The sequence below is a fragment of the Pseudomonas protegens genome (assembly GCF_013407925.2).
Taxonomy (GTDB): domain Bacteria; phylum Pseudomonadota; class Gammaproteobacteria; order Pseudomonadales; family Pseudomonadaceae; genus Aquipseudomonas; species Aquipseudomonas fluorescens_AP.
The window spans coordinates 2,150,636-2,173,339 of the sequence record NZ_CP060201.1 but is presented as its reverse complement, the minus strand read 5'-3'; the positions used below and the strand labels follow the sequence as shown (position 1 = coordinate 2,173,339).

General features: G+C 62.1%; 28 protein-coding genes. 17 read left to right on the top strand and 11 right to left on the bottom strand.

What is annotated here, in order from left to right; translation table 11 throughout:
• Nucleotides 1-55: 55 nt before the first annotated feature.
• Nucleotides 56-895: a carbon-nitrogen hydrolase family protein gene (locus GGI48_RS10255; protein WP_103740920.1), complete on the top strand. Its 840-nt coding sequence runs from the start codon at nucleotides 56-58 to the stop codon at nucleotides 893-895.
• A 26-nt stretch (nucleotides 896-921) separates the two neighbouring features.
• Entirely contained in the window at nucleotides 922-2,364 is a 1,443-nt protein-coding gene (gene tldD / locus GGI48_RS10250; protein WP_011059257.1) for a metalloprotease TldD, read from the top strand.
• 49 nt (nucleotides 2,365-2,413) lie between these two features.
• Here tldD and yjgA read toward each other — a convergent pair whose 3' ends face one another.
• On the bottom strand, nucleotides 2,414-2,935 hold the full coding sequence (yjgA, locus tag GGI48_RS10245; RefSeq protein ID WP_016966626.1) for a ribosome biogenesis factor YjgA: 522 nt from the start codon (nucleotides 2,933-2,935) through the stop codon (nucleotides 2,414-2,416).
• Nucleotides 2,936-3,043: 108 nt separating this feature from the next.
• Here yjgA and pmbA point away from each other — a divergent pair, with 108 nt between their 5' ends.
• The 6 genes from pmbA to GGI48_RS10215 all read left to right on the top strand — a co-directional run bounded on the left by pmbA (nucleotide 3,044) and on the right by GGI48_RS10215 (nucleotide 8,410).
• Nucleotides 3,044-4,390 (top strand): metalloprotease PmbA, encoded by a 1,347-nt coding sequence (gene pmbA / locus GGI48_RS10240; RefSeq protein WP_016966628.1) that lies wholly within the window; start codon nucleotides 3,044-3,046, stop codon nucleotides 4,388-4,390.
• 237 nt (nucleotides 4,391-4,627) lie between these two features.
• Nucleotides 4,628-5,023 carry a FagA protein gene (locus GGI48_RS10235; RefSeq protein ID WP_179598141.1) on the top strand — a complete coding sequence of 132 codons (396 nt, stop codon included), beginning with the start codon at nucleotides 4,628-4,630 and terminating at the stop codon, nucleotides 5,021-5,023.
• Nucleotides 5,016-6,392: an aspartate ammonia-lyase gene (locus GGI48_RS10230; RefSeq protein ID WP_179598139.1), complete on the top strand. Its 1,377-nt coding sequence runs from the start codon at nucleotides 5,016-5,018 to the stop codon at nucleotides 6,390-6,392. The genes GGI48_RS10235 and GGI48_RS10230 overlap by 8 nt, the downstream gene beginning before the upstream one ends.
• Before the next feature lie 27 nt (nucleotides 6,393-6,419).
• Nucleotides 6,420-6,869: a hypothetical protein gene (locus GGI48_RS10225; RefSeq protein WP_179598137.1), complete on the top strand. Its 450-nt coding sequence runs from the start codon at nucleotides 6,420-6,422 to the stop codon at nucleotides 6,867-6,869.
• 1 nt (nucleotide 6,870) lies between these two features.
• Nucleotides 6,871-7,482, top strand: a complete 612-nt coding sequence (locus tag GGI48_RS10220) for a superoxide dismutase (protein ID WP_179598135.1) — start codon at nucleotides 6,871-6,873, stop codon at nucleotides 7,480-7,482.
• A 34-nt stretch (nucleotides 7,483-7,516) separates the two neighbouring features.
• Complete coding sequence (locus GGI48_RS10215; protein WP_016966638.1) at nucleotides 7,517-8,410, top strand: ZIP family metal transporter; 894 nt, start codon at nucleotides 7,517-7,519, stop codon at nucleotides 8,408-8,410.
• Nucleotides 8,411-8,432: 22 nt separating this feature from the next.
• Here GGI48_RS10215 and GGI48_RS10210 read toward each other — a convergent pair whose 3' ends face one another.
• The 10 genes from GGI48_RS10210 to GGI48_RS10165 all read right to left on the bottom strand — a co-directional run bounded on the left by GGI48_RS10210 (nucleotide 8,433) and on the right by GGI48_RS10165 (nucleotide 15,506).
• A complete protein-coding gene (locus GGI48_RS10210; protein WP_016966639.1) occupies nucleotides 8,433-8,705 on the bottom strand; it encodes an HPr family phosphocarrier protein in 273 nt (90 codons plus the stop codon).
• A 16-nt stretch (nucleotides 8,706-8,721) separates the two neighbouring features.
• A complete protein-coding gene (gene rapZ, locus GGI48_RS10205; protein WP_016966640.1) occupies nucleotides 8,722-9,579 on the bottom strand; it encodes an RNase adapter RapZ in 858 nt (285 codons plus the stop codon).
• 2 nt (nucleotides 9,580-9,581) lie between these two features.
• Nucleotides 9,582-10,046 carry a PTS IIA-like nitrogen regulatory protein PtsN gene (gene ptsN, locus GGI48_RS10200; protein WP_016966641.1) on the bottom strand — a complete coding sequence of 155 codons (465 nt, stop codon included), beginning with the start codon at nucleotides 10,044-10,046 and terminating at the stop codon, nucleotides 9,582-9,584.
• A gap of 12 nt (nucleotides 10,047-10,058) precedes the next feature.
• On the bottom strand, nucleotides 10,059-10,364 hold the full coding sequence (hpf, locus tag GGI48_RS10195; RefSeq protein WP_016966642.1) for a ribosome hibernation-promoting factor, HPF/YfiA family: 306 nt from the start codon (nucleotides 10,362-10,364) through the stop codon (nucleotides 10,059-10,061).
• A gap of 127 nt (nucleotides 10,365-10,491) precedes the next feature.
• Nucleotides 10,492-11,985 (bottom strand): RNA polymerase factor sigma-54, encoded by a 1,494-nt coding sequence (locus tag GGI48_RS10190; protein ID WP_016966643.1) that lies wholly within the window; start codon nucleotides 11,983-11,985, stop codon nucleotides 10,492-10,494.
• Between the two features lie 182 nt (nucleotides 11,986-12,167).
• A complete protein-coding gene (gene lptB / locus GGI48_RS10185; RefSeq protein ID WP_179598133.1) occupies nucleotides 12,168-12,893 on the bottom strand; it encodes an LPS export ABC transporter ATP-binding protein in 726 nt (241 codons plus the stop codon).
• Nucleotides 12,893-13,438 carry a lipopolysaccharide transport periplasmic protein LptA gene (gene lptA, locus GGI48_RS10180; RefSeq protein WP_011059271.1) on the bottom strand — a complete coding sequence of 182 codons (546 nt, stop codon included), beginning with the start codon at nucleotides 13,436-13,438 and terminating at the stop codon, nucleotides 12,893-12,895. The genes lptB and lptA overlap by 1 nt, the downstream gene beginning before the upstream one ends.
• Nucleotides 13,425-13,997 carry an LPS export ABC transporter periplasmic protein LptC gene (gene lptC / locus GGI48_RS10175; RefSeq protein ID WP_016966644.1) on the bottom strand — a complete coding sequence of 191 codons (573 nt, stop codon included), beginning with the start codon at nucleotides 13,995-13,997 and terminating at the stop codon, nucleotides 13,425-13,427. The genes lptA and lptC overlap by 14 nt, the downstream gene beginning before the upstream one ends.
• Before the next feature lie 9 nt (nucleotides 13,998-14,006).
• The gene (locus GGI48_RS10170; RefSeq protein WP_016966645.1) at nucleotides 14,007-14,531 is read right to left on the bottom strand and encodes a KdsC family phosphatase; all 525 of its coding nucleotides are present in this window, start codon (nucleotides 14,529-14,531) and stop codon (nucleotides 14,007-14,009) included.
• The gene (locus GGI48_RS10165) at nucleotides 14,532-15,506 is read right to left on the bottom strand and encodes a KpsF/GutQ family sugar-phosphate isomerase (protein ID WP_179598131.1); all 975 of its coding nucleotides are present in this window, start codon (nucleotides 15,504-15,506) and stop codon (nucleotides 14,532-14,534) included.
• Nucleotides 15,507-15,770: 264 nt separating this feature from the next.
• Here GGI48_RS10165 and GGI48_RS10160 point away from each other — a divergent pair, with 264 nt between their 5' ends.
• The 9 genes from GGI48_RS10160 to hisD all read left to right on the top strand — a co-directional run bounded on the left by GGI48_RS10160 (nucleotide 15,771) and on the right by hisD (nucleotide 22,704).
• The gene (locus tag GGI48_RS10160; RefSeq protein ID WP_016966646.1) at nucleotides 15,771-16,580 is read left to right on the top strand and encodes an ATP-binding cassette domain-containing protein; all 810 of its coding nucleotides are present in this window, start codon (nucleotides 15,771-15,773) and stop codon (nucleotides 16,578-16,580) included.
• On the top strand, nucleotides 16,580-17,377 hold the full coding sequence (gene mlaE / locus GGI48_RS10155) for a lipid asymmetry maintenance ABC transporter permease subunit MlaE (RefSeq protein WP_016966647.1): 798 nt from the start codon (nucleotides 16,580-16,582) through the stop codon (nucleotides 17,375-17,377). The genes GGI48_RS10160 and mlaE overlap by 1 nt, the downstream gene beginning before the upstream one ends.
• On the top strand, nucleotides 17,377-17,844 hold the full coding sequence (mlaD, locus tag GGI48_RS10150; RefSeq protein WP_016966648.1) for an outer membrane lipid asymmetry maintenance protein MlaD: 468 nt from the start codon (nucleotides 17,377-17,379) through the stop codon (nucleotides 17,842-17,844). The genes mlaE and mlaD overlap by 1 nt, the downstream gene beginning before the upstream one ends.
• Nucleotides 17,845-17,855: 11 nt before the next feature.
• Nucleotides 17,856-18,509: a phospholipid-binding protein MlaC gene (locus GGI48_RS10145; RefSeq protein ID WP_016966649.1), complete on the top strand. Its 654-nt coding sequence runs from the start codon at nucleotides 17,856-17,858 to the stop codon at nucleotides 18,507-18,509.
• A complete protein-coding gene (locus GGI48_RS10140) occupies nucleotides 18,506-18,811 on the top strand; it encodes a lipid asymmetry maintenance protein MlaB (RefSeq protein WP_179598129.1) in 306 nt (101 codons plus the stop codon). Before GGI48_RS10145 ends, GGI48_RS10140 begins: the two co-directional genes overlap by 4 nt.
• Before the next feature lie 117 nt (nucleotides 18,812-18,928).
• On the top strand, nucleotides 18,929-19,168 hold the full coding sequence (locus tag GGI48_RS10135) for a BolA family protein (protein WP_016966651.1): 240 nt from the start codon (nucleotides 18,929-18,931) through the stop codon (nucleotides 19,166-19,168).
• Nucleotides 19,169-19,190: 22 nt separating this feature from the next.
• A complete protein-coding gene (gene murA / locus GGI48_RS10130; protein ID WP_047301786.1) occupies nucleotides 19,191-20,456 on the top strand; it encodes a UDP-N-acetylglucosamine 1-carboxyvinyltransferase in 1,266 nt (421 codons plus the stop codon).
• 129 nt (nucleotides 20,457-20,585) lie between these two features.
• A complete protein-coding gene (gene hisG / locus GGI48_RS10125; protein ID WP_016968619.1) occupies nucleotides 20,586-21,221 on the top strand; it encodes an ATP phosphoribosyltransferase in 636 nt (211 codons plus the stop codon).
• Nucleotides 21,222-21,375: 154 nt separating this feature from the next.
• Complete coding sequence (gene hisD, locus GGI48_RS10120) at nucleotides 21,376-22,704, top strand: histidinol dehydrogenase (protein ID WP_179598127.1); 1,329 nt, start codon at nucleotides 21,376-21,378, stop codon at nucleotides 22,702-22,704.

The following is a 22,704-nucleotide window of genomic DNA, read 5'->3' as shown; positions in this document are numbered from 1 at the left end:
TCCTCGATTCGTGCCTTTGGAGTAGCATGGCGGCCTACCCAACACGGAGTACGCCATGTCTCTTGCGGTGATTCAAATGGTCAGCCAGAGCGACGTTCTGGCCAATCTGCAGCAGGCCCGCAGCCTGCTCGAGCGCGCCGCCGAGGGTGGCGCCAGGCTGGCGGTGCTGCCGGAAAACTTCGCCGCCATGGGCCGGCGCGACATGGCCGCCATCGGTCGCGCCGAGGCTTTGGGCGAGGGACCGATCCTGCCGTGGTTGAAACAGACCGCCCGCGACCTCAGGTTATGGATTGTCGCCGGCACCCTGCCGCTGCCACCCGAGCATGAGCCCGATGCCAAGTCCAACGCCTGTTCGTTGCTGGTGGATGACCAGGGACAGTGCGTGGCGCGCTACGACAAGTTGCATCTGTTCGACGTCGACGTGGCCGACAATCGCGGCCGCTATCGCGAATCCGATGACTATGCTCATGGAAACCGCGTGGTGGTGGCGGATACGCCGGTGGGTCGCCTGGGGCTGACGGTCTGTTATGACTTGCGCTTTCCCGAGCTGTACAGCGAGTTGCGCGCCGCCGGCGCTGAATTGATTACCGCGCCCTCGGCGTTTACCGCGGTGACCGGTGCCGCGCACTGGGAGGTGCTGATCCGGGCCCGGGCCATCGAGACTCAGTGCTATGTGCTGGCGGCGGCCCAGGGTGGCGTGCACCCGGGCCCGCGGGAAACCTACGGCCACGCCGCGATCGTCGACCCTTGGGGGCGAGTGCTGGCGCAGCAGGATCAAGGTGAGGGTGTGCTGCTGGCCGAGCGCGACAGCAGTGAACAGGCGTCCATCCGGGCGCGGATGCCGGTGTTCAGTCACCGGCGCATTTTCTCGCAAGGCGTTCAACGGCTTGCATAAGTACGACGAATTTAAGGCCAAAGCATATGAGCGGGTTGTTGTCCTCAGTCAGTGAACATCTTCTAGCCCCTGGCGGCGTGACCATCGAAAGCCTGCAGGGCGTGCTGGGGGATCTGGCCGGCCCGGGCATCGATGCCGCCGACCTGTATTTCCAGGGGCAGATTTCCGAGTCCTGGTCCCTGGAAGACGGGATCGTCAAGGAAGGCAGTTTCAACCTCGACCAAGGGGTCGGGGTGCGCGCGCAGTCGGGTGAGAAGACCGGCTTTGCCTACAGCAACGCCATCACCCTGGAAGCCCTGGGCCTTGCCGCCCGAGCGGCGCGTTCGATCTCCCGGGCCGGGCAGAACGGCACGGTGCAGGCGTTCTCGACTCAGGACGTGGCGCAACTGTATGCGCCGGACAACCCTCTGGAAGTCATCAGCCGCGCCGAGAAGGTCGAGCTGCTCAAGCGCGTTGACGCGGCGACTCGCGCCCTGGACCCGCGTATCCAGCAGGTCAGCGTGAGCATGGCCGGGGTCTGGGAGCGAATCCTGGTGGCCTCCACCGACGGTGGCCTGGCCGCCGATGTGCGGCCGTTGGTGCGCTTCAATGTCAGCGTCATCGTCGAGCAGAACGGGCGCCGCGAGCGCGGTGGCCACGGCGGTGGCGGGCGCACCGACTACCGGTATTTCCTCAGCGAGGACCGGGCCATGGGCTATGCCCGTGAAGCGCTGCGCCAGGCCCTGGTCAACCTGGAGGCGATTCCGGCACCGGCGGGCACTTTGCCTGTGGTGCTGGGTTCCGGCTGGTCCGGGGTGCTGCTGCACGAAGCCGTGGGCCATGGCCTGGAAGGCGACTTCAACCGCAAGGGCAGCTCGGCCTACAGCGGCCGCATGGGCGAGATGGTGGCTTCCAAGCTTTGCACCATCGTCGACGACGGCACCCTGGCTGGGCGTCGCGGTTCCCTGAGTGTGGACGACGAAGGCACGCCGACCGAATGCACCACCCTGATCGAGAACGGCGTGCTCAAGGGCTATATGCAGGACAAGCTCAATGCCCGCCTGATGGGCGTGGCCCGCACCGGCAACGGGCGTCGCGAGTCCTATGCGCACCTGCCGATGCCGCGCATGACCAACACCTACATGCTCGGTGGTGAAAGCGATCCGGCGGAAATCATCGCCTCGGTGAAGAAGGGCATCTACTGCGCCAACCTCGGCGGTGGCCAGGTGGATATCACCAGCGGCAAGTTCGTGTTCTCCACCAGCGAGGCCTACCTGATCGAAGACGGCAAGATCACCGCCCCGGTCAAGGGCGCGACCCTGATTGGCAACGGCCCCGAGGCCATGAGCCGGGTGTCGATGGTGGGCAATGACCTGTCCCTGGACAGCGGTGTTGGCACCTGTGGCAAGGATGGGCAATCGGTGCCGGTGGGCGTCGGCCAGCCGACCCTGAAGATCGATGCGATCACCGTGGGTGGCACTGGGGCATAAGGAAGGAGGGCGTCGGGTGAGCTGCCGGGCAGCTCACCCCGTGGAGGGCTCAGCGCAGGCCGCGTTGAGTCTCGTCCAGTTCGCGGATGTACTTGAAGATTTTACGGCTGGAGGCCGGCGCCTTGTTATGGGCCACCTCATGCTGGGCCTGACGGATCAGGGAGCGCAGCTGTTGGCGATCGGCATCCGGGTACTCGTTGACGAACTTTTCCAGCACGTCATCGCCGCCGCCGATCAGGCGGTCACGCCAACGCTCCAGGTTATGGAAGCGTTCGTTGTACTGCCGGGTGGAGGCATCGAGTTGATCAAGCAGTTGCAGAATCGCGTCGGTGTCCTGGTCCCGCATCAGCTTGCCGATGAATTGCAGGTGGCGTTTGCGGGCGATATGGGCGACGTGCTTGGGCGCATCCGCCAGGGCCCGGCGCAAGGCGTCGGTCAGAGGCAGTTTGTTCAGCAGGTCGGGCTTGAGGGTGGTAAGGCGCTCGCCGAGATCAACCAGAGCATGCAGCTCGCGTTTGACCTGGGATTTGCTTTTCTCCCCATCGAGGGAGTCGTCGTAAGAATCAACCATGGTGGCAGTCCGCAAAGAAACGCCGCCATGATAACCAGTCGAGGGCCGCTTGTCCGGCTCGGTCGCTCGCCGGCCTTAATCGAAAGCAGAATTTGAGTGGAGAACAGCATGAGTGCAGCACAAAGCGTCGGCCCACAGGCTTTGCCGGCCCTGCAGGAGCAAGTCGAGCAGATCGTCGCCGAGGCCAAGCGCCAGGGGGCCAGTGCCTGCGAAGTGGCGGTGTCCCTGGAGCAGGGGCTGTCGACCTCGGTGCGCCAGCGGGAAGTGGAAACCGTCGAGTTCAACCGCGACCAGGGCTTTGGCATCACCCTTTATGTGGGCCAGCGCAAGGGTTCGGCCAGCACTTCCGCCAGCGGCCCGGAGGCCATTCGTGAAACCGTGGCCGCGGCTCTGGCGATTGCCAAGCACACTTCAGAAGATGAAGCTTCGGGCCTGGCCGATGCCTCCCTGATGGCCAAGGACCTGCAGGATTTCGATCTGTTCCATGCCTGGGACATCACCCCCGAGCAAGCCATCGAGCAGGCCCTGGCCTGTGAAGCGGCAGCCTTTGCCGCCGACAGCAGAATCAAGAATGCCGACGGCACTACCCTGAGCACCCACCAGGGCTGCCGGGTGTATGGCAACAGCCACGGTTTCATCGGCGGTTACGCGTCCACCCGCCACAGCCTGAGTTGCGTGATGATCGCCGAGGCCAATGGCCAGATGCAGCGTGACTACTGGTACGACGTCAATCGCCAGGGCCAGTTGCTGGCGGATCCGGCGAGCATTGGTCAGCGTGCCGCCCAGCGCGCAGCCAGCCGGCTGGGTGCCCGTCCGGTGCCGACCTGCGAAGTGCCGGTGCTGTTTTCCGCGGAGCTGGCTGGTGGCCTGTTCGGCAGTTTTCTCGGCGCGATTTCCGGCGGCAATCTGTACCGCAAGTCATCCTTCCTTGAAGGTGCCTTGGGCCAGCAGTTGTTTCCCCAGTGGCTGACCATCGACGAGCGGCCGCACCTGATGCGCGCCATGGGCAGTTCGGCGTTCGATGGTGACGGCCTGGCCACTTACGCCAAGCCTTTCGTCAAGGACGGCGAGTTGGTGTCCTATGTGCTGGGCACCTATTCCGGGCGCAAGCTGGGCATGCCGAGCACCGCCAACGCCGGTGGCGTGCACAACCTGTTCGTCACCCATGGCGACGAAGACCAGGCCGCGCTGTTGCGGCGCATGGGGCGTGGCCTGCTGGTGACCGAGTTGATGGGCCATGGCCTGAACATGGTCACTGGTGACTACTCCCGTGGTGCGGCAGGCTTCTGGGTCGAGAACGGCGAGATCCAGTTCCCGGTGCAGGAAGTGACCATTGCCGGCAATTTGCGCGACATGTTCAAGCAGATCGTGGCCGTGGGTAATGACCTGGAACTGCGCAGCAACATCCGCACCGGCTCGGTGCTGATCGAGCGCATGACCGTCGCCGGCAGCTGACCGCCGTCCTGAGTCACCCCAACGCGCCACCTCCCCGGGTGGCGCGTTTTTTTATGCCTGGCGCTTTATAGGAGCTGGCTGGCCAGCGAAGGCGTCCGGACGCCCGGCATAAGGCTCAAGGGCTCATTCGCCGGCAAGGCGGCTCCTACGAGAGCTGGGCAAAAATCGTACAAGTCAGATTGATTTGATTCTCAATATCATTTAATAATGAAAATCATTATTCAATGAGCCCAGGTCATGAGTTCTGCCTTGCACGAGCAGCCCTACCTCGAAAGCTGGCGCTGGATGAGTCGCCAGATCCGTTGCGCACTGGAGCCGGATGAACCGCGTCTGATTGAGCACTACTTGGCCGAAGGGTGCTATCTGGCGTGCTGCACGTCCATGTCGGCCTGGACCGTTGCTGAAACTTCCTTCCGTTTATTGCTCGATACCGCTACCGATACCGCGTTGCCCTGGCACTGGCGCAGCCTGTGCCTGGATCAGGCCTGGCGCCCATTGCGCGACATGGAGCGGTTGTCGTTGTGCAAGTGTCGGCTCAAGCGCTGGCAAAGCCATGCCTGGCGGTTGGCGACCGTGTCGCTGCTGCCTTCCATTCCTCTGATTGAACTGGTGCAAGGATTTCCCGATGAGTAACTTCCGTATCGAACGCGACAGCATGGGCGAACTGCAGGTCCCGGAGCAGGCGTTGTATGGCGCGCAGACCCAGCGCGCGGTGGATAACTTTCCCATCAGCGGCCAGCGCATGCCGGCGGCCTTTATCCGTGCGCTGATCCTGGCCAAGGCCGCCGCGGCCAGGGCCAACGTCGAGCTGCAGCAGATCAGCGCCGCCCAGGGCAAGGCCATTGTCGATGCTGCTCAGGGCCTTCTTGAAGGCGATTTCATGCAGCACTTCCCGGTGGATATCTTCCAGACCGGTTCCGGCACCAGTTCCAACATGAACGCCAACGAAGTGCTGGCGACCCTGGCCAGTCGCTTGTTGGGCGAGCCGGTCAATCCCAACGACCACGTCAACTGTGGCCAGAGCAGCAACGACATCATTCCCACCACCATTCATGTCAGCGCCGCCCTGACCCTGCACGAGCGCTTGTTGCCGGCACTGGTGCATCTGGTGGAGGTCATCGAACGCAAGGCGGTAGAGGTGCATCCCTTCATCAAGACCGGGCGTACCCACCTGATGGATGCCATGCCGGTACGCATGAGCCAGGTGCTGGAGGGCTGGGCACAACAGCTCAAGGCCAACATCGCTCACTTGCAGGACCTGCTGCCGAGCCTGCAAGCCCTGGCCCAGGGCGGCACCGCGGTGGGCACCGGGATCAACGCCCACCCCGAGTTCGCCGCGCGCTTTTGCCAGCAGTTGAGCCACCTGACCCAGGTGCAGTTCACCCCGGGCAAGAACCTGTTCGCCCTGATCGGCTCCCAGGACACCGCGGTCACGGTATCCGGCCAACTCAAGGCCACCGCGGTGTCGTTGATGAAGATCGCCAACGACCTGCGCTGGATGAACTCCGGCCCGCTGGCGGGGCTTGGCGAGATCGAGCTGCAAGGGTTGCAGCCGGGTTCGTCGATCATGCCGGGCAAGGTCAATCCGGTGATTCCGGAGGCGGTGGCGATGGTTGCCGCCCAAGTCATTGGCAACGACAGCACCATCACCGTGGCCGGCCAGTCGGGCAACTTCGAGCTCAACGTGATGCTGCCGATCATCGCCCAGAACCTGCTGGGCAGTATCGAGCTGCTGGCCAACTCCAGCCGCTTGCTGGCTGACAAGGCCATTGCCAGCTTCAAGGTCAACGAAGCCAAGCTCAAGGAAGCGCTGTCACGCAACCCGATCCTGGTTACCGCCCTGAACCCGATCATCGGTTACCAGAAGGCCGCGGAAATTGCCAAGACCGCCTACCGGCAGGGACGGCCGGTGATCGATGTGGCGTTGGAACTCACCGATCTGCCGCGTAGCCAGCTGGAAACTCTGCTGGATCCGGAAAAACTCACCGCCGGCGGCGTGTAACCCTCGACACCGTTTTGGAGGCGCACCATGGAGCACTGGAAACGCACGATCGAAAGGGCCAATCGCCTCTTTATGCAGGGCGAACTGGTGGATGCTCGCGAGTTCTACCTACAGGCGCTGGCGCTGGCCCAGGTGTTGTTCGAGCGCTGGGCGGATGCCGACGAAGCGGTGGCGGCCTGCGTGATTTCCCATCACAACCTGGCGGACCTGCATCTACACCTGAACCAGCCTGAGGAGAGCGCGGAATACCTCTGCGCGATCCATCAGCGCCTGCTGCAGACCATGCAGGACGGTCGCCTGGCCCCGGCCTTGCGCGAGGCGGCCTGGCGCCAGAGCAGCAAGACCTACGTCGAGCTGCTGAATTTCATCGGCGAGCACGGTGAATATCCCCGCACTCATCGCTTGCTGGGCGGCAACGTCACGGGGCTGTCGAGCGATAGCCCGCGCGCCGACGGCGCCCTTTTCGGAGTTCATTGATATGTCCTTTAACTTGCCTGCACTGCCTTACGCCTACGACGCCCTGGAGCCGCACATCGATGCGCAGACCATGGAGATTCACTACAGCAAGCACCACCAGACCTACATCAACAACCTCAATGCCGCAGTGGAGGGCACCGAATGGGCCGGTTGGGAGATCGAGAAGCTGGTGGCCAGCGTCCAGCAACTGCCTGAGCAGCTTCGTGCTGCCGTGATCAACCAGGGCGGCGGTCATGCCAACCATTCCCTGTTCTGGGCCGTCATGACCCCGACAGGCGGCGGCAGGCCCGACGGTGCCCTGGGGCAGGCCATCGAGCAGCAACTGGGCGGTTTCGAACGCTTCAAGGAGGCCTTCACCAAGGCCGCGCTGAGCCGTTTCGGCAGCGGCTGGGCCTGGCTCAGCGTGACCCCGGAGAAAAGACTGGTGGTGGAAAGCAGCGCCAATCAGGACAGCCCGCTGATGAACGGCAATACGCCCATTCTTGGTCTGGACGTGTGGGAGCATGCCTATTACCTGCGTTATCAGAACCGGCGGCCGGAATACATCAACGCCTTCTACAACGTGATCAACTGGCCGGAAGTGGCTCAGCGCTACCGGGCGGCGATGGCTTGATCCCTTCTCCTGCAAACAAGATCTAAGGCCGACTATGGGCACGGAAACACTGGCGATCAGCAGCGGACGAATGTTTCGCTATGCCTTCGGTTCGTTGTTGCTGTTGGCGGGTACGGCTTTGCTGGTGGCTCAAGGGTTGAGCTGGCTGAACCTGGAGCCGCGCTTGCTGCGTGCCTTGCAGGGCGGTTCCATTTGCGCGCTTGGCACGGCATTGGGGGCGGTCCCGGTGCTGGTGATCCGGCAAATGCCGGTGGCCGTAAGCGACACCCTGCTGGGTTTTGGTGCCGGAGTGATGCTGGCGGCAACGGCGTTTTCACTGATTGTCCCCGGGATTGCCGCGGCCCAGGACCTGGGCTTGTCTGCCTGGGGCTCCAGCGGCCTGATCTGCGCCGGCATCATGCTGGGGGCCTGTGTTCTGTTTTTGGTGGATCGCAAGATTTCCGGGGGCAGCCCGGAGCTGCTGGTGGGTACGTCGGAGCATCCGGTGATTGCCCCGCGTATCTGGCTGTTCGTCTTCGCGATCATTGCCCACAACATTCCTGAAGGGATGGCGGTGGGGGTGTCGGCCGGAGGTGGCATGCCGGATGCGGACAGCCTGGCCATGGGCATTGCCCTGCAGGATGTACCGGAAGGACTGGTGATTGCCCTGGTGTTGGCAGGGGCGGGGATGTCGCGGGTCAAGGCGTTCCTGATCGGCGCCGCTTCAGGCCTGGTGGAGCCGGTCTTTGCCTTGCTCTGTGCCTGGCTGGTGAGCCTGGCGCAGGTGCTGCTGCCCTTGGGGCTGGCCCTGGCGGCGGGGGCGATGCTGTTGGTAGTCACTCATGAAGTGATTCCCGAGTCGCGTCGCAATGGCCATGACAAGCTTGCCAGCCTCGGGCTGTGTATCGGTTTTTGCCTGATGATGGTGATGGACACGGCACTCGCCTGATTGCCGTGTGGCTCGCTCGTGCTTACTCGCCTTCGTCGAAGTAGTTGTTGATCAGGGCAACCAGTGCATCCAGTGCTTCCTGTTCCTGCTCGCCTTCGGTCTTGAGGTGGATCTTGGTGCCCTTGCCGGCGGCGAGCATCATCATGGCCATGATGCTTTTGCCGTCGACCATGGAGTCCGGGGTCCTGCCGGCGCGGATCTGGCAGGGGAACTGGCCGGCCACGCCGACGAACTTGGCCGAGGCACGGGCGTGCAAGCCCAGTTTGTTGATGATCTCGATTTCCAGAGCTGGCATCGCGGGGTAGATCCTTTCAGCTAAGGTCGCGGTGGCGAACCTGGACGTTCTTCAGGGTTTTTTGCAACACCTTGCCCAGGCGCTCGGTCAGGTACACGGAGCGGTGGTGCCCGCCGGTGCAGCCAATGGCAATGGTTACGTAGGCGCGGTTGCTGGCGGCGAAGCGCGGCAGCCACTTGAGCAGATAGCTTTCGATGTCCTGAAACATCTCCTCGACATCGGGTTGCGCGGCCAGGTATTCCGCCACCGGGGCGTCCAGTCCGGATTGGGCGCGCAGTTCGGGCTTCCAATACGGGTTGGGCAGGCAGCGAACGTCAAACACCAGATCGGCGTCCACCGGCATGCCGCGCTTGAAACCAAAGGACTCCACCAGAAACGCGGTGCCGGGTTCCGGCTGGTTCAACAGGCGCAGCTTGATGGTGTCCCGCAGTTGGTAGAGGTTCAGATTGGTGGTGTTGACCTTGAGGTCGGCCAGATCGACGATCGGGCCCAGCAGTTGGGTTTCATCGTGGATGGCTTCGGCCAGCGAGCGATTGGCACTGCTCAGCGGGTGACGACGACGAGTTTCCGAGAAGCGCTTGAGCAGGGTTTCCTCGTCGGCATCCAGATACAGCACATCGCACTGGATATGCCGGCTGCGCACTTCTTCCAGCAGCTCGGGAAAGCGTGACAGATGGCTGGGCAGGTTGCGGGCGTCGATGGACACCGCCACCAGCGGTTGCGCCAGTTCAGTGTGAATCAATGCACGTTCGGCCAGCTCGGGCAGCAAGCCTGCGGGCAGGTTGTCGATGCAGTAGTAGCCGTGGTCCTCGAGAACATCGAGGGCGGTGCTTTTACCTGAGCCGGAACGGCCGCTGACGATGATCAAGCGCATGATTACTGACCGTTTTGCTCGTCCAGGACAACCTGATACAAGGCTTCGTTGCTGGAGGCACTGCGCAGGCGATCACGGACTTCCTTGCGATCGAGCATGCTGGCGATCTGCCGCAGCAGTTCCAGGTGAGCATCGGTGGCGGCTTCCGGGACCAGCAGGACAAACAGCAGGTCGACCGGGGCGCCGTCGATGGCGTCGAAATCGATGGGGGCGTCCAAGTGCATCAGTGCACTGATGGGCGACTCACAGCCTTTGAGGCGGCAGTGGGGAATAGCGATGCCGTTGCCAAAACCGGTGGAGCCGAGTTTCTCGCGGGCGATCAGGCTCTCGAAGACGTCCTGCATCTCCAGATCAGGCACTTCACGGCTGATCAGGTTGGCAATTTGTTCGAGGGCGCGTTTTTTACTGCCGCCCGGCACGTTCACCAGGGAACGGCCGGGGGTCAGGATGCTTTCAAGTCGGATCATGGGAGGGGAGTGTTAGCGACCCGTGCCTTGGAGAAGGTGGAGTTGCTTTTCCTTATGCTTTTTCAGTTGGCGGTCAAGCTTGTCCGTGAGCAGGTCGATTGCGGCATACATATCGTCATGTTCTGCATTGGCGACGACCTCCCCACCGTGGATGTGCAGCGTGGCTTCGATTTTCTGCTTCAGTTTTTCGACGGCCATGGTGACCTGCACATTGGTAATCTTGTCGAAATGCCGCTCCAGCCGGTCGAGTTTTTCGCCGATGTAAGCGCGCAGAGGTTCAGTCACTTCGAGTTGGTGTCCACTGATGTTGACTTGCATACAGCTTCTCCTTCGTTGCCAGTGCATAACGCGGCAGGCTGAGGTGCCTGCCACCTAGACCATGCCTGCAATCACTGGCTCAGCCAGCTTGCAGGCACGCTCTGAAACGCTGTGGCCGGCCCGGCGGTTACATCAACCGCTTCCGTTCGCTGGAAGGCGCGATCCCAAGGGATTCGCGGTATTTGGCGACGGTCCGACGGGCTACCTGAATGCCTTGTGCCTCCAGTAAACCAGCGATCTTGCTGTCACTCAACGGCTTTTTCTGATTTTCCGCGGCCACCAGTTTTTTGATGATCGCGCGGATTGCCGTGGACGAGCATTCGCCGCCTTCCGAGGTGCTGACGTGGCTGGAGAAAAAGTATTTCAGTTCATATATGCCCCGAGGGGTATGCATGAATTTTTGCGTGGTCACCCGGGAAATCGTTGATTCGTGCATGCCTACCGCTTCGGCAATGTCATGCAGAACCAGGGGTTTCATGGCTTCGTCGCCGTACTCTAGGAAGCCCCGTTGGTGCTCGACGATCTGGGTGGCGACTTTCATCAGGGTTTCGTTGCGGCTCTGCAGGCTCTTGATGAACCAGCGGGCTTCCTGCAACTGATTGCGCATGAAGGTGTTGTCGGCGCTGGTGTCGGCGCGGCGAACAAAGCCGGCGTACTGTGCGTTGACCCGCAGGCGTGGCACGGATTCCTGGTTCAACTCCACCAGCCAGCGCTCGTTGTCCTTGCGCACGATGACGTCCGGGACCACGTACTCGGCTTCGCTGGATTCGATCTGCGAGCCGGGACGCGGATTGAGACTTTGCACCAGTTCGATGACCTGGCGCAGTTCGTCTTCCTTGAGCTTCATGCGGCGCATCAATTGGCTGTAGTCGCGACTGCCCAGAAGGTCGATGTAATCGCTGACCAGGCGCTGGGCCTCGCTAAGCCAAGGGGTTTTCGCCGGCAGTTGGCGCAGTTGCAGGAGCAGGCATTCACCCAGGTTGCGTGCACCGATACCGGCAGGTTCGAATTGCTGGATGCGATGCAGGACGGCTTCGATCTCGTCCAGCTCGATGTCCAGCTCCGGATCGAAGGCCTCGAGGATTTCCTCAAGGGTTTCGTCCAGGTAGCCCTGATTGTTGATGCAATCGATCAGGGTCACGGCGATCAGGCGATCGGTGTCCGACATCGGGGCCAGGTTCAGTTGCCAGAGCAGGTGGCTCTGCAGGCTTTCACCGGCCGATGTGCGAGTGGTGAAGTCCCACTCGTCGTCATCGCTGCTGGGCAGGCTGCTGGCGCTGGTCTGGTAGACGTCTTCCCAGGCGGTGTCCACGGGCAGTTCGTTGGGGATGCGTTCGTTCCACTCGCCTTCCTCGAGGTTGTCCACCGTGGGGGCGGTTTCCTGATAGGAGGGTTCCTGGATTTCGGTATTGGGTTTGGACTCGGTGTTGTCGGCCAGGGGGTCACTGTTGTCGAAGTCGTCGCCGTCTTCCTGGCGTTCGAGCATCGGGTTGGACTCCAGGGCTTCCTGGATTTCCTGTTGCAGGTCCAGGGTCGACAATTGGAGCAGGCGGATGGCCTGTTGCAGCTGCGGTGTCATCGTCAGCTGCTGGCCCATTCTCAGGACTAGCGATGGTTTCATGGCAGGGGCTTAACACCTTATTTGCCGGCGCACATGCGCCATCCACTACAGGGCGCCGGAGCGCCAAACATAAGCAAATTATATGCCTGAAACTGAAGTGTTTGCCTAGAGCGCTGTAACAATAAAGTTTGTGGGGATTTATCGTTTCCGGCGCTCTGGCGTCTGGCCCGACACCTCAGCCGTTACAGGCGGAACTCATGGCCCAGATAGACTTCCTTGACCAGTTCATTGGCCAGGATAGTCTCGGAGTCGCCTTCGGCGATCAGTTGCCCGTCGTTGACGATATAGGCGGTCTCACAGATGTCCAGGGTTTCCCGGACGTTGTGGTCAGTGATCAGCACACCGATGCCTTTGGCCTTCAGGTGATGGATGATCTGCTTGATATCGCCGACCGAGATCGGGTCCACACCGGCGAAGGGTTCGTCCAGCAGGATGAACTTGGGGGCGGTAGCCAGCGCTCGGGCGATTTCCACGCGGCGGCGCTCACCACCGGACAGGCTCATGCCGAGGTTGTCGCGGATGTGGTTGATGTGGAATTCCTGCAGCAGGCTTTCCAGCTCCTGGCGACGGCCGGCCTTGTCGAGCTCCTTGCGGGTCTCGAGGATGGCCATGATGTTGTCGGCCACCGACAGCTTGCGAAAGATCGAGGCTTCCTGGGGCAGGTAGCCGATACCGGCGCGGGCGCGACCGTGCATCGGTTGGTGGCTGACGTCCAGATCATCGATCAGCACGCGGCCCTGATCGGCCTGGACCAGGCCGACGATCATGTAGAAGCAGGTGGTCTTGCCGGCGCCGTTGGGGCCGAGCAGGCCGACGATCTGACCGCTGTCGATGGACAGGCTGACATCACGCACGACCTGGCGGCTATTGTAGCTCTTGGCCAGGTGCTGAGCTTTCAGAGTTGCCATTACTGGGCCTTTTGCTCGTCGGTTTTCTTTTTCGGCTGGATGACCATGTCGATCCGCGGACGTGGCGCGGTGACCGAGCTGCCATTGGCGCGACCGGCGTTAGCCACTTGCTTGACGGTGTCGTAGACGATTTTCTCGCCTTCGGTGGTGTTGCCGTCGTTGATCACCTTGGCCTTGTCGATCAGCACGATGCGGTTCTGCTGGGCATGGTACTGGATGGTCACGGCGTAGGCCTGGACCGGTTTCGGGTCGGTCTGCTTCTGCAGCTGCTCGAAGTAGGCCAGGTTGCCCACCGAAGTCACGACATCGATTTCGCCAGTCTTGGATCGGGTGATGGTCACGGTGTTGCCGGTGATCTTCATCGAGCCCTGGGTGATGATCACATCGCCCTTGTAGGTGGCCACGCCGTTCTTGTCGTCCAACTGGGCGTCGTCGGCCTGAATGCGGATCGGCTGTTGGCTATCGTTCGGCAGAGCCCAGGCGCTCACGCTTCCCAGTGCTGCGCCCAGACTGAGCAAAATAGGGAGGGTTTTAACGAGCCTCATACTGTCCTCTTACGTTCGATAGCAGGTTCATCCTGCCGTCTTTCAAATACGCTTTCATTCCCTTGGCAGTGGTCACGCCGTCGGCGCCGTCGATTCTAACGGCTTGCTCGGTCTGCGCATATTGCTTCTGCGGGAATACTGTCATGCGGCTGGTGGTGATCAGCAGGTTGCGGTTGTGCTCATCGGTGCGGGAAACCCGGACCGAATCGATCAGCTCGACCTCGGTGCCGTCCGGATTGACTTCGCCGCGCTCGCTCTGGACGTGCCAGGGATAAGTGGTGCCGCGGTACATCTGCAGGTCGGGCTTGGTCAGCAGCGTCACTTCGCTGGCCTTGATGTGCTCGACCTTGTCCGAGGTCATTTCGTACTGCAGTTTGCCGTCGGGCAGGTACTGCACGCTGCGGGCGTTGATCGCGTAATAGTCGATGGCGCTCTCGTCGACCTGCACCACAGGCTTGTCGAGGAAGCGTTCCGGGCTGATGTTCCAGTAGCCGACCGCCGCGAACAGCAGGGCGATGGTCCCGAAGATCAGGATGGTGCGAATCTTTTTACTCAGCATGGGAGGGCTCTATAAATAAGCGGCATTGGCTGCTTCAAGGCGATCCTGGGCGCGCAGGATCAGCTCGCAGAACTCCCGTGCGGCGCCTTCGCCGCCACGGGCGAGGGTAATGCCGTGGGCGTGTTCGCGGACAAAGCCGGCGGCGTTGGCCACCGCCATGCCCAGGCCGACACGGCGGATCACCGGCAGGTCGGGCAGGTCGTCACCCAGGTAGGCGACCTGTTCATAGCTTAGGCCCAGTTGGCCAAGAAGTTCGTCCAGTACCACCAGCTTGTCTTCGCGGCCCTGGTACAGGTGGGGAATCCCCAGGTTCTTGGCCCGACGCTCCACCACCGGGGTCTTGCGCCCGCTGATGATCGCGGTCTGCACCCCGGCGGCCATGAGCATCTTGATGCCTTGGCCGTCGAGGGTGTTGAAGGTCTTGAACTCGCTGCCGTCTTCAAGGAAGTACAGGCGACCGTCGGTCAGGACTCCGTCGACGTCGAAGACCGCCAGCTTGATGTGTTTACCGCGTTGCAGCAGGTCGGCACTCATTTACATCACTCCCGCGCGCAGCAGGTCGTGCATGTTCAAGGCGCCGATCGGCCGGTCTTCCTTGTCCACCACCACCAGGGCGCTGATTTTATGGTCTTCCATGATCTTCAGGGCTTCGGCGGCCAGCATATCGGCACAGGCGGTCTTGCCATGAGGGGTCATGACCGAATCGATGGTGGCGTGGTGGATATCGATGGCGCGATCCAGGGTGCGGCGCAGGTCGCCGTCGGTGAAGATCCCGGCCAGGCGACCGTCGGCTTCCAGGATCACGGTCATGCCCAGGCCCTTGCGGGTCATTTCCATGAGCGCATCCTTGAGCAGGGTGCCCCGTTGCACCTGTGGCAGGTCGCTGCCTTCGTGCATCACGTTCTCGACCTTGAGCAGCAGGCGGCGGCCCAAGGCGCCTCCGGGATGGGAGAACGCGAAGTCTTCGGCGGTGAACCCGCGAGCTTCCAGCAGGGCCACGGCCAGGGCATCGCCCATGACCAGGGCGGCAGTGGTCGAGGAGGTCGGCGCCAGGTTCAGCGGGCAGGCCTCGTGTTCGACATGCACATTCAGGTTGACGTCGGCGGCCTTGGCCAGCGGCGACTCGGGGTTGCCGGTGAGGCTGATCAGCTGGATGCCCAGGCGCTTGATCAGCGGCAGCAGGGTGACGATTTCGTTGGTGGAGCCGGAGTTGGAGAGGGCCAGGATCACGTCGTCGCGGGTGATCATGCCCATGTCGCCATGACTGGCTTCGGCCGGATGGACAAAGAAAGCCGTGGTTCCGGTGCTGGCCAGAGTCGCCGCGATCTTGTTGCCGACGTGCCCGGACTTGCCCATGCCCACCACGACCACGCGGCCTTTGCTGGCCAGAATCATCTCGCAAGCGCGTACGAAATCTGCGTCGATATGGGGCAGCAAGCCTTCTACGGCCTGAAGTTCGAGGCGGATGGTGCGTTGTGCTGATTGAATCAGGTCGCTGGATTGGCTCATGTCTGAAATCGTATAGCCCGATGAAAAGGCGGCGATTATAGCGGTAATGAACAAATCCCTCACGCAAGTTCGTCAGCCTTTGTCCGTCCGGTATCAGGATTCCTCCGATTTCGCCTGTCCTGGACCTGAACGTTGACGGCTTCGGCCTTGGGGGCGCCGTATCAGCAGTGATATAGTTCGCCGCCAGTTCGGCCTGCCCAGGGGCACGTACTCCCGGCAGGGAGCCAAGCGTCCGAGTGATAGGCTGCATCGCAAGGAGTTTAGATGAGTGCCGATAACGCCTACGCGGTCGAGCTGAAGGGACTGTCCTTCAAGCGCGGTGCGCGCAGCATTTTCAATAACGTGGATATCCGTATTCCGCGGGGCAAGGTCACCGGCATCATGGGGCCTTCCGGCTGCGGAAAAACCACCCTGTTGCGCTTGATGGGCATGCAGTTGCGGCCCAGCAGCGGCGAAGTGTGGGTCAACGGCCAGAATCTGCCGACCCTCTCGCGCAGCGATCTGTTCGATGCACGCAAGCAGATGGGCGTGCTGTTTCAGAGTGGCGCGCTGTTCACCGATCTGGATGTGTTCGAGAACGTGGCCTTTCCGCTGCGGGTGCATACCGAGCTGCCGGACGAGATGATTCGCGACATTGTCCTGCTCAAGCTGCAGGCGGTGGGCCTGCGCGGTGCCGTCGACCTGATGCCCGACGAGCTGTCCGGCGGCATGAAGCGTCGGGTCGCCCTGGCCCGGGCCATCGCCCTGGACCCGCAGATTCTCATGTACGACGAGCCCTTCGTGGGGCAGGACCCGATTGCCATGGGCGTCCTGGTGCGCTTGATTCGCCTGCTCAACGATGCCCTGGGCATTACCAGCATCGTGGTGTCCCACGATCTTGCGGAAACCGCGAGCATTGCCGATTACCTCTATGTGGTTGGCGATGGCCAGGTATTGGGGCAGGGAACTCCTGACGAACTGATGGACTCCGACAATCCGCGTATCCGTCAATTCATGAAGGGCGATCCCGACGGCCCGGTGCCGTTTCACTTTCCAGCGACGGATTACCGCGCAGATCTTCTGGGGAAGCGCTGATGCGCAAAATATCGCTAATCGAGAGGGTTCGCCTCTTCGGTCGCTCAGGCATCGATGTCCTGGCGGTACTGGGGCGTTCCACCCTGTTCCTGTTTCACGCGCTGCTGGGACGCGGCGGCATCGGCGGCAGTTTCGGCCTGCTGATCAAGCAACTGCACTCCGTGGGCGTGATGTCCCTGGTGATCATCGTCGTGTCCGGGGTCTTTATCGGCATGGTGCTGGCGCTGCAGGGCTTCAACATTCTCTCCAGCTACGGTTCGGAGCAGGCGGTAGGGCAGATGGTCGCCCTGACCCTGTTGCGCGAGCTGGGGCCGGTGGTCACCGCGCTGCTGTTCGCCGGTCGCGCCGGTTCGGCGCTGACGGCCGAGATCGGCAACATGAAATCCACCGAGCAGCTCTCCAGCCTGGAGATGATCGGGGTCGACCCGCTCAAGTACATCATCGCGCCGCGCCTGTGGGCCGGCTTCATTTCCCTGCCGCTGCTGGCGATGATTTTCAGTGTGGTGGGGATTTGGGGCGGTTCCTGGGTTGCCGTGGACTGGCTGGGGGTCTATGAAGGTTCCTACTGGTCGAACATGCAGAACAGCGTGACCTTCAGCGGTGACGTACTCAACGGTGTGATCAAAAGTATCGTTTTTGCGTTTGTAGTGACCTGGATCGCCGTATTCCAAGGCTACGACTGTGAGCCCACTTCAGAGGGGATCAGCCGTGCCACTACCAAGACCGTGGTGTACGCCTCGTTGGCCGTACTGGGCTTGGACTTTATTCTGACCGCCTTGATGTTTGGAGATTTCTGATGCAAAACCGCACCCTGGAAATCGGTGTCGGCCTTTTCCTGCTGGCCGGCATTCTGGCTTTGCTGTTGCTTGCCCTGCGAGTCAGTGGCTTGTCTCCGAGCGCAAGCACCGATACCTACAAGCTTTACGCCTACTTCGACAATATCGCCGGTTTGACGGTCAGAGCTAAGGTGACCATGGCCGGGGTAACCATCGGCAAGGTCACGGCGATCGATCTGGACCGTGACAGCTTCACCGGTCGGGTGACGATGCAACTGGAAAAACGTGTGGATAATCTGCCGACCGACTCCACTGCATCTATTCTGACGGCTGGCCTGTTGGGTGAGAAATACATCGGTATCAGCGTGGGCGGGGAAGAAGCCTTGCTCAAGGATGGTGGAACCATCCACGACACCCAGTCGTCGCTGGTGCTGGAGGACCTGATCGGTAAATTCCTGCTCAATACCGTTAGCAAAGACGCCAAATGAGGAGTTTTTCGATGATCTCTATCTTGCGACGTGGCCTGTTGGTGCTGCTGGCGGCCCTGCCGTTGCTGGCTAACGCGGCCGCTGCACCTTCCGCCCACGATCTGGTGCAGGACACCACCACCCGCCTGCTGGCGGATCTGGCGGCCAACAAGGAAAAGTACAAGCAAAGCCCGAACGACTTCTACAACGCCCTGAACGGCATTGTCGGTCCGGTGGTGGACGCCGACGGCATCTCCCGCAGCATCATGACCGTGAAGTATTCGCGCAAGGCCACGCCGGAGCAGATGGCGCGCTTCCAGGAAAACTTCAAGCGCAGCCTGATGCAGTTCTATGGCAACGCCTTGCTCGAGTACAACAACCAGGGCATCACCGTTTCTCCGGCCAAGGATGAAAGCGGCACCCGTACCAGCGTGGACATGCAGGTCAAAGGCAACAACGGCGCGATCTATCCAGTGTCCTACACCCTGGAAAAGATCAACGACGAGTGGAAAGTACGCAACGTGATCATCAACGGCATCAACATCGGCAAGCTGTTCCGTGATCAGTTCGCCGACGCCATGCAGCGCAACGGCAACAACCTGGACAAGACCATCGACGGCTGGGCCGGCGAAGTGGCCAAGGCCAAGGAAGTCACCGAAGACGCTGCCCATAAGGCGGCACAATGAGCGAGTCGGCCGTGCGCCTGGGTGACGCCGGGGAGCTGCTGATCAGCGGCGTGCTGGACTACCGCAGCGGCCCGAGCCTGCGCAAGCAGGGCCTGGCGCTGATCAAGTCGAGTCCGGGCACGGCCCTGGTACTCGACTGCTCGGCGGTGGAAAAGTCCAGTAGCGTCGGTCTGGCCCTGTTGCTGGCCTTCATTCGCGACGGTCAGGGCCTTGGCAAGACCGTGAGCGTTCGTGCCCTGCCCGACGACATGCGAGAAATCGCCGAGGTATCCGGGGTCACCGAGATCCTCCTCCATCCGTAGTCACCCACATCCATAGAGAAGCCCCCCGTCAGAGTCCTGCTATGCGGGGTTCGCAGGCGCGGGGCTTTTTTGTATGATGTCCGACCCGCGCGCACAGGGCGCCGATTGAGGTTGAGCATGCAGGCCAACGAAGTGAAGAGCTTTCTTGAGGGAAAGCTGCCCGGAGCTCAGGTAGAAGTTGAGGGCGAAGGCTGCAACTTTCAGCTGAACGTGATTAGCGACGAACTGGTGGCCTTGAGCCCGGTCAAGCGTCAGCAGAGCATCTATGCCCATTTGAATCCATGGATTGCCGATGGCAGCATCCATGCGATCACCATGAAATTTTTCAGCCGCGCGGCCTGGGCCGAGCGCACCTGAGCCCAAGGGCGTCGAGACTGTTATGGATAAATTGATTATTACCGGCGGCGTTCGCCTTGATGGCGAGATCCGCATTTCCGGGGCCAAGAACTCCGCGCTGCCGATTCTGGCGGCAACCCTGCTGTGTGATGGCCCGGTCACCGTGGCCAACCTGCCGCACCTGCACGACATCACCACCATGATCGAGCTGTTCGGCCGCATGGGCATCGAACCGGTGATCGACGAGAAGCTCAGTGTCGAAATCGACCCGCGCACCATCAAGACCCTGGTAGCGCCCTACGAGCTGGTGAAAACCATGCGCGCCTCGATCCTGGTACTGGGCCCGATGGTTGCCCGCTTCGGTGAGGCCGAAGTGGCCCTGCCAGGCGGTTGCGCCATCGGCTCGCGTCCGGTCGACCTGCACATCCGCGGCCTGGAAGCCATGGGCGCGGTGATCGACGTCGAAGGCGGCTACATCAAGGCCAAGGCCCCTGAAGGCGGCCTGCGCGGCGCGAATTTCTTCTTCGATACCGTGAGCGTGACCGGTACCGAGAACATCATGATGGCCGCGGCCCTGGCCCGTGGCCGCAGCGTGCTGCAGAACGCCGCCCGCGAACCGGAAGTCGTCGACCTGGCGAACTTCCTGATCGCCATGGGCGCGAAGATTTCCGGCGCCGGCACCGACACCATCACCATCGATGGCGTCGAGCGCCTGCATTCGGCGACCTACAAGGTCATGCCCGACCGTATCGAAACCGGCACCTACCTGGTGGCGGCTGCCGTCACTGGCGGCCGGGTCAAGGTCAAGGACACCGATCCGACCATCCTTGAAGCCGTACTGGAAAAACTCAAGGAAGCCGGCGCTGAAGTCACCACCGGCAGCGACTGGATCGAGCTCAACATGCACGGCAAGCGCCCCAAGGCGGTCAACGTGCGTACCGCTCCGTACCCGGCTTTCCCGACCGACATGCAGGCGCAGTTCATTTCCCTGAACGCGATTGCCGAAGGCACGGGCGCGGTCATCGAGACCATCTTCGAAAACCGCTTCATGCACGTGTACGAGCTGCACCGCATGGGCGCCAAGATCCAGGTCGAAGGCAACACCGCGATCGTTACCGGCACCGAGATCCTCAAGGGCGCGCCGGTCATGGCCACCGACCTGCGGGCCTCGGCCAGCCTGGTGATCTCGGCCCTGATGGCCGAAGGCGACACCCTGATCGACCGCATCTACCACATCGACCGTGGTTACGAGTGCATCGAAGAGAAGCTGCAGATGCTCGGCGCCAAGATCCGCCGCGTACCGGGCTAGTTGCATGACGGGCACAGGGAGGTGCCCACTGCCGAATCTGTTCCACGTCGAGCCTGTCTTCAGGCTCGACGCATGTCTGGCGCCGTTTGCGTCCGGGCATCAGTCGCCGCATAAGGACTTACGTTACTCATGTTGACCATCGCACTGTCCAAGGGCCGTATCCTCGACGACACGCTGCCGCTTCTGGCTGAAGCGGGCATCGTGCCAACCGAGAATCCGGACAAGAGCCGCAAACTGATCATCCCCACGACCCAGGACGATGTTCGCCTGCTGATCGTGCGCGCCACCGATGTGCCGACCTATGTCGAACATGGCGCCGCCGACCTTGGGGTGGCTGGCAAGGACGTCCTCATGGAGTACTCCGGCCAGGGCCTGTACGAACCGCTGGACCTGCAGATTGCCCAGTGCAAGCTGATGACCGCCGGTGCGATTGGCGCCGTCGAACCCAAGGGCCGCCTGCGCGTGGCCACCAAGTTCGTCAACGTGGCCAAGCGTTACTACGCCGAGCAGGGCCGTCAGGTCGACATCATCAAGCTCTACGGCTCGATGGAACTGGCGCCGCTGATCGGTCTGGCGGACAAGATCATCGACGTGGTCGACACCGGCAACACCCTGCGGGCCAACGGTCTGGAGCCCCAGGAACTGATCGCCACCATCAGCTCCCGTCTGGTGGTCAACAAGGCATCGATGAAGATGCAGCACGCCCGTATCCAGGCGTTGATCGACACCCTGCGCAAGGCAGTGGAATCGCGACACCGCGGCTGATTCACATGCGTGGCCTTGAGCCGCGCCCATCTATCCGCGTCATAGCCAGAATGCTCAGGTGCCCACGCGGATGGCTTGGTAGTCTTGCGGCGCCTGAGCTTTGCAAATCCAAGCTTGCCCTTTTGTGCACTCGCCAATCATTGAGGCCTTCGCTATGACCGCTCCGACTGCAATTCGCCGACTCAACGCTGCCGACCCGGATTTCGCCCGTCATCTGGATCATCTGCTGAGCTGGGAAAGTGTCTCTGACGATTCGGTCAATCAGCGGGTGCTGGACATCATCAAGGCCGTGCGCGAGCGCGGTGATGCGGCGCTGGTGGAATTCACCCAGCGTTTCGACGGCCTGCAAGTGGCCTCCATGGCCGACCTGATCCTGCCGCGCGAGCGCCTGGAGCTGGCTCTGACCCGAATCACCGTGGCCCAGCGCGAAGCCCTGGAAAAGGCCGCGGCGCGGGTGCGCAGCTATCACGAGAAACAGAAGCAGGATTCCTGGAGCTACACCGAGGCCGACGGCACGGTGCTGGGCCAGAAGGTCACGCCGCTGGACCGCGCCGGCCTGTATGTTCCGGGGGGCAAGGCGTCTTACCCGTCGTCGGTGCTGATGAACGCGATCCCGGCCAAGGTGGCGGGCGTGACCGAGGTGGTGATGGTGGTGCCGACCCCACGTGGCGAGGTCAACGAACTGGTGCTGGCCGCCGCCTGCATTGCCGGGGTCGACCGGGTGTTCACCATCGGTGGCGCCCAGGCTGTCGCGGCGCTGGCCTACGGCACCGAAAGCGTGCCCCAGGTGGACAAGGTGGTCGGCCCGGGCAACATCTATGTGGCCACCGCCAAGCGCCACGTGTTCGGCCAGGTGGGGATCGACATGATCGCCGGCCCGTCGGAGATCCTGGTGGTCTGCGACGGCCAGACCGATCCGGACTGGATCGCCATGGACCTGTTCTCCCAGGCTGAGCACGACGAAGACGCCCAGGCGATCCTGGTCAGCCCGGACGCCGAGTTCCTCGACCAGGTGGCGGCAAGCATTGCCAAGCTGCTGCCAACCATGGAGCGCGCAGAGATCATCAACACCTCGATCAATGGCCGTGGCGCGCTGATCCAGGTTCGCGACATGCAGCAAGCCATGGACGTGGCCAACCGCATTGCCCCCGAGCACTTGGAGCTGTCGGTGGCCGACCCGCAAGCCTGGCTGCCGCAGATCCGCCACGCCGGGGCGATCTTCATGGGCCGTCACACCTCCGAGGCCCTGGGCGATTACTGCGCCGGGCCGAACCACGTGCTGCCGACGTCCGGCACCGCGCGTTTCTCTTCGCCGCTGGGGGTGTATGACTTCCAGAAACGCTCGTCGATCATCTTCTGTTCCGAGCAGGGCGCGTCCGAGCTGGGCCGCACCGCCTCGGTGCTGGCCCGTGGTGAGTCGCTGACCGCCCACGCCCGCAGCGCCGAATACCGCATCGTCGACGACCAAGATCAGGGGCAATGA

Excerpts from the sequence above, each read along its gene's own strand:
- GGI48_RS10255 (WP_103740920.1), top strand. The coding sequence starts at position 56 with ATGTCTCTTGCGGTGATTCAAATGGTCAGCCAGAGCGACGTTCTGGCC.
- tldD (WP_011059257.1), top strand. The coding sequence starts at position 922 with ATGAGCGGGTTGTTGTCCTCAGTCAGTGAACATCTTCTAGCCCCTGGC.
- yjgA (WP_016966626.1), bottom strand. The coding sequence starts at position 2,935 with ATGGTTGATTCTTACGACGACTCCCTCGATGGGGAGAAAAGCAAATCC.
- pmbA (WP_016966628.1), top strand. The coding sequence starts at position 3,044 with ATGAGTGCAGCACAAAGCGTCGGCCCACAGGCTTTGCCGGCCCTGCAG.
- GGI48_RS10235 (WP_179598141.1), top strand. The coding sequence starts at position 4,628 with ATGAGTTCTGCCTTGCACGAGCAGCCCTACCTCGAAAGCTGGCGCTGG.
- GGI48_RS10230 (WP_179598139.1), top strand. The coding sequence starts at position 5,016 with ATGAGTAACTTCCGTATCGAACGCGACAGCATGGGCGAACTGCAGGTC.
- GGI48_RS10225 (WP_179598137.1), top strand. The coding sequence starts at position 6,420 with ATGGAGCACTGGAAACGCACGATCGAAAGGGCCAATCGCCTCTTTATG.
- GGI48_RS10220 (WP_179598135.1), top strand. The coding sequence starts at position 6,871 with ATGTCCTTTAACTTGCCTGCACTGCCTTACGCCTACGACGCCCTGGAG.
- GGI48_RS10215 (WP_016966638.1), top strand. The coding sequence starts at position 7,517 with ATGGGCACGGAAACACTGGCGATCAGCAGCGGACGAATGTTTCGCTAT.
- GGI48_RS10210 (WP_016966639.1), bottom strand. The coding sequence starts at position 8,705 with ATGCCAGCTCTGGAAATCGAGATCATCAACAAACTGGGCTTGCACGCC.
- rapZ (WP_016966640.1), bottom strand. The coding sequence starts at position 9,579 with ATGCGCTTGATCATCGTCAGCGGCCGTTCCGGCTCAGGTAAAAGCACC.
- ptsN (WP_016966641.1), bottom strand. The coding sequence starts at position 10,046 with ATGATCCGACTTGAAAGCATCCTGACCCCCGGCCGTTCCCTGGTGAAC.
- hpf (WP_016966642.1), bottom strand. The coding sequence starts at position 10,364 with ATGCAAGTCAACATCAGTGGACACCAACTCGAAGTGACTGAACCTCTG.
- GGI48_RS10190 (WP_016966643.1), bottom strand. The coding sequence starts at position 11,985 with ATGAAACCATCGCTAGTCCTGAGAATGGGCCAGCAGCTGACGATGACA.
- lptB (WP_179598133.1), bottom strand. The coding sequence starts at position 12,893 with ATGGCAACTCTGAAAGCTCAGCACCTGGCCAAGAGCTACAATAGCCGC.
- lptA (WP_011059271.1), bottom strand. The coding sequence starts at position 13,438 with ATGAGGCTCGTTAAAACCCTCCCTATTTTGCTCAGTCTGGGCGCAGCA.
- lptC (WP_016966644.1), bottom strand. The coding sequence starts at position 13,997 with ATGCTGAGTAAAAAGATTCGCACCATCCTGATCTTCGGGACCATCGCC.
- GGI48_RS10170 (WP_016966645.1), bottom strand. The coding sequence starts at position 14,531 with ATGAGTGCCGACCTGCTGCAACGCGGTAAACACATCAAGCTGGCGGTC.
- GGI48_RS10165 (WP_179598131.1), bottom strand. The coding sequence starts at position 15,506 with ATGAGCCAATCCAGCGACCTGATTCAATCAGCACAACGCACCATCCGC.
- GGI48_RS10160 (WP_016966646.1), top strand. The coding sequence starts at position 15,771 with ATGAGTGCCGATAACGCCTACGCGGTCGAGCTGAAGGGACTGTCCTTC.
- mlaE (WP_016966647.1), top strand. The coding sequence starts at position 16,580 with ATGCGCAAAATATCGCTAATCGAGAGGGTTCGCCTCTTCGGTCGCTCA.
- mlaD (WP_016966648.1), top strand. The coding sequence starts at position 17,377 with ATGCAAAACCGCACCCTGGAAATCGGTGTCGGCCTTTTCCTGCTGGCC.
- GGI48_RS10145 (WP_016966649.1), top strand. The coding sequence starts at position 17,856 with ATGATCTCTATCTTGCGACGTGGCCTGTTGGTGCTGCTGGCGGCCCTG.
- GGI48_RS10140 (WP_179598129.1), top strand. The coding sequence starts at position 18,506 with ATGAGCGAGTCGGCCGTGCGCCTGGGTGACGCCGGGGAGCTGCTGATC.
- GGI48_RS10135 (WP_016966651.1), top strand. The coding sequence starts at position 18,929 with ATGCAGGCCAACGAAGTGAAGAGCTTTCTTGAGGGAAAGCTGCCCGGA.
- murA (WP_047301786.1), top strand. The coding sequence starts at position 19,191 with ATGGATAAATTGATTATTACCGGCGGCGTTCGCCTTGATGGCGAGATC.
- hisG (WP_016968619.1), top strand. The coding sequence starts at position 20,586 with ATGTTGACCATCGCACTGTCCAAGGGCCGTATCCTCGACGACACGCTG.
- hisD (WP_179598127.1), top strand. The coding sequence starts at position 21,376 with ATGACCGCTCCGACTGCAATTCGCCGACTCAACGCTGCCGACCCGGAT.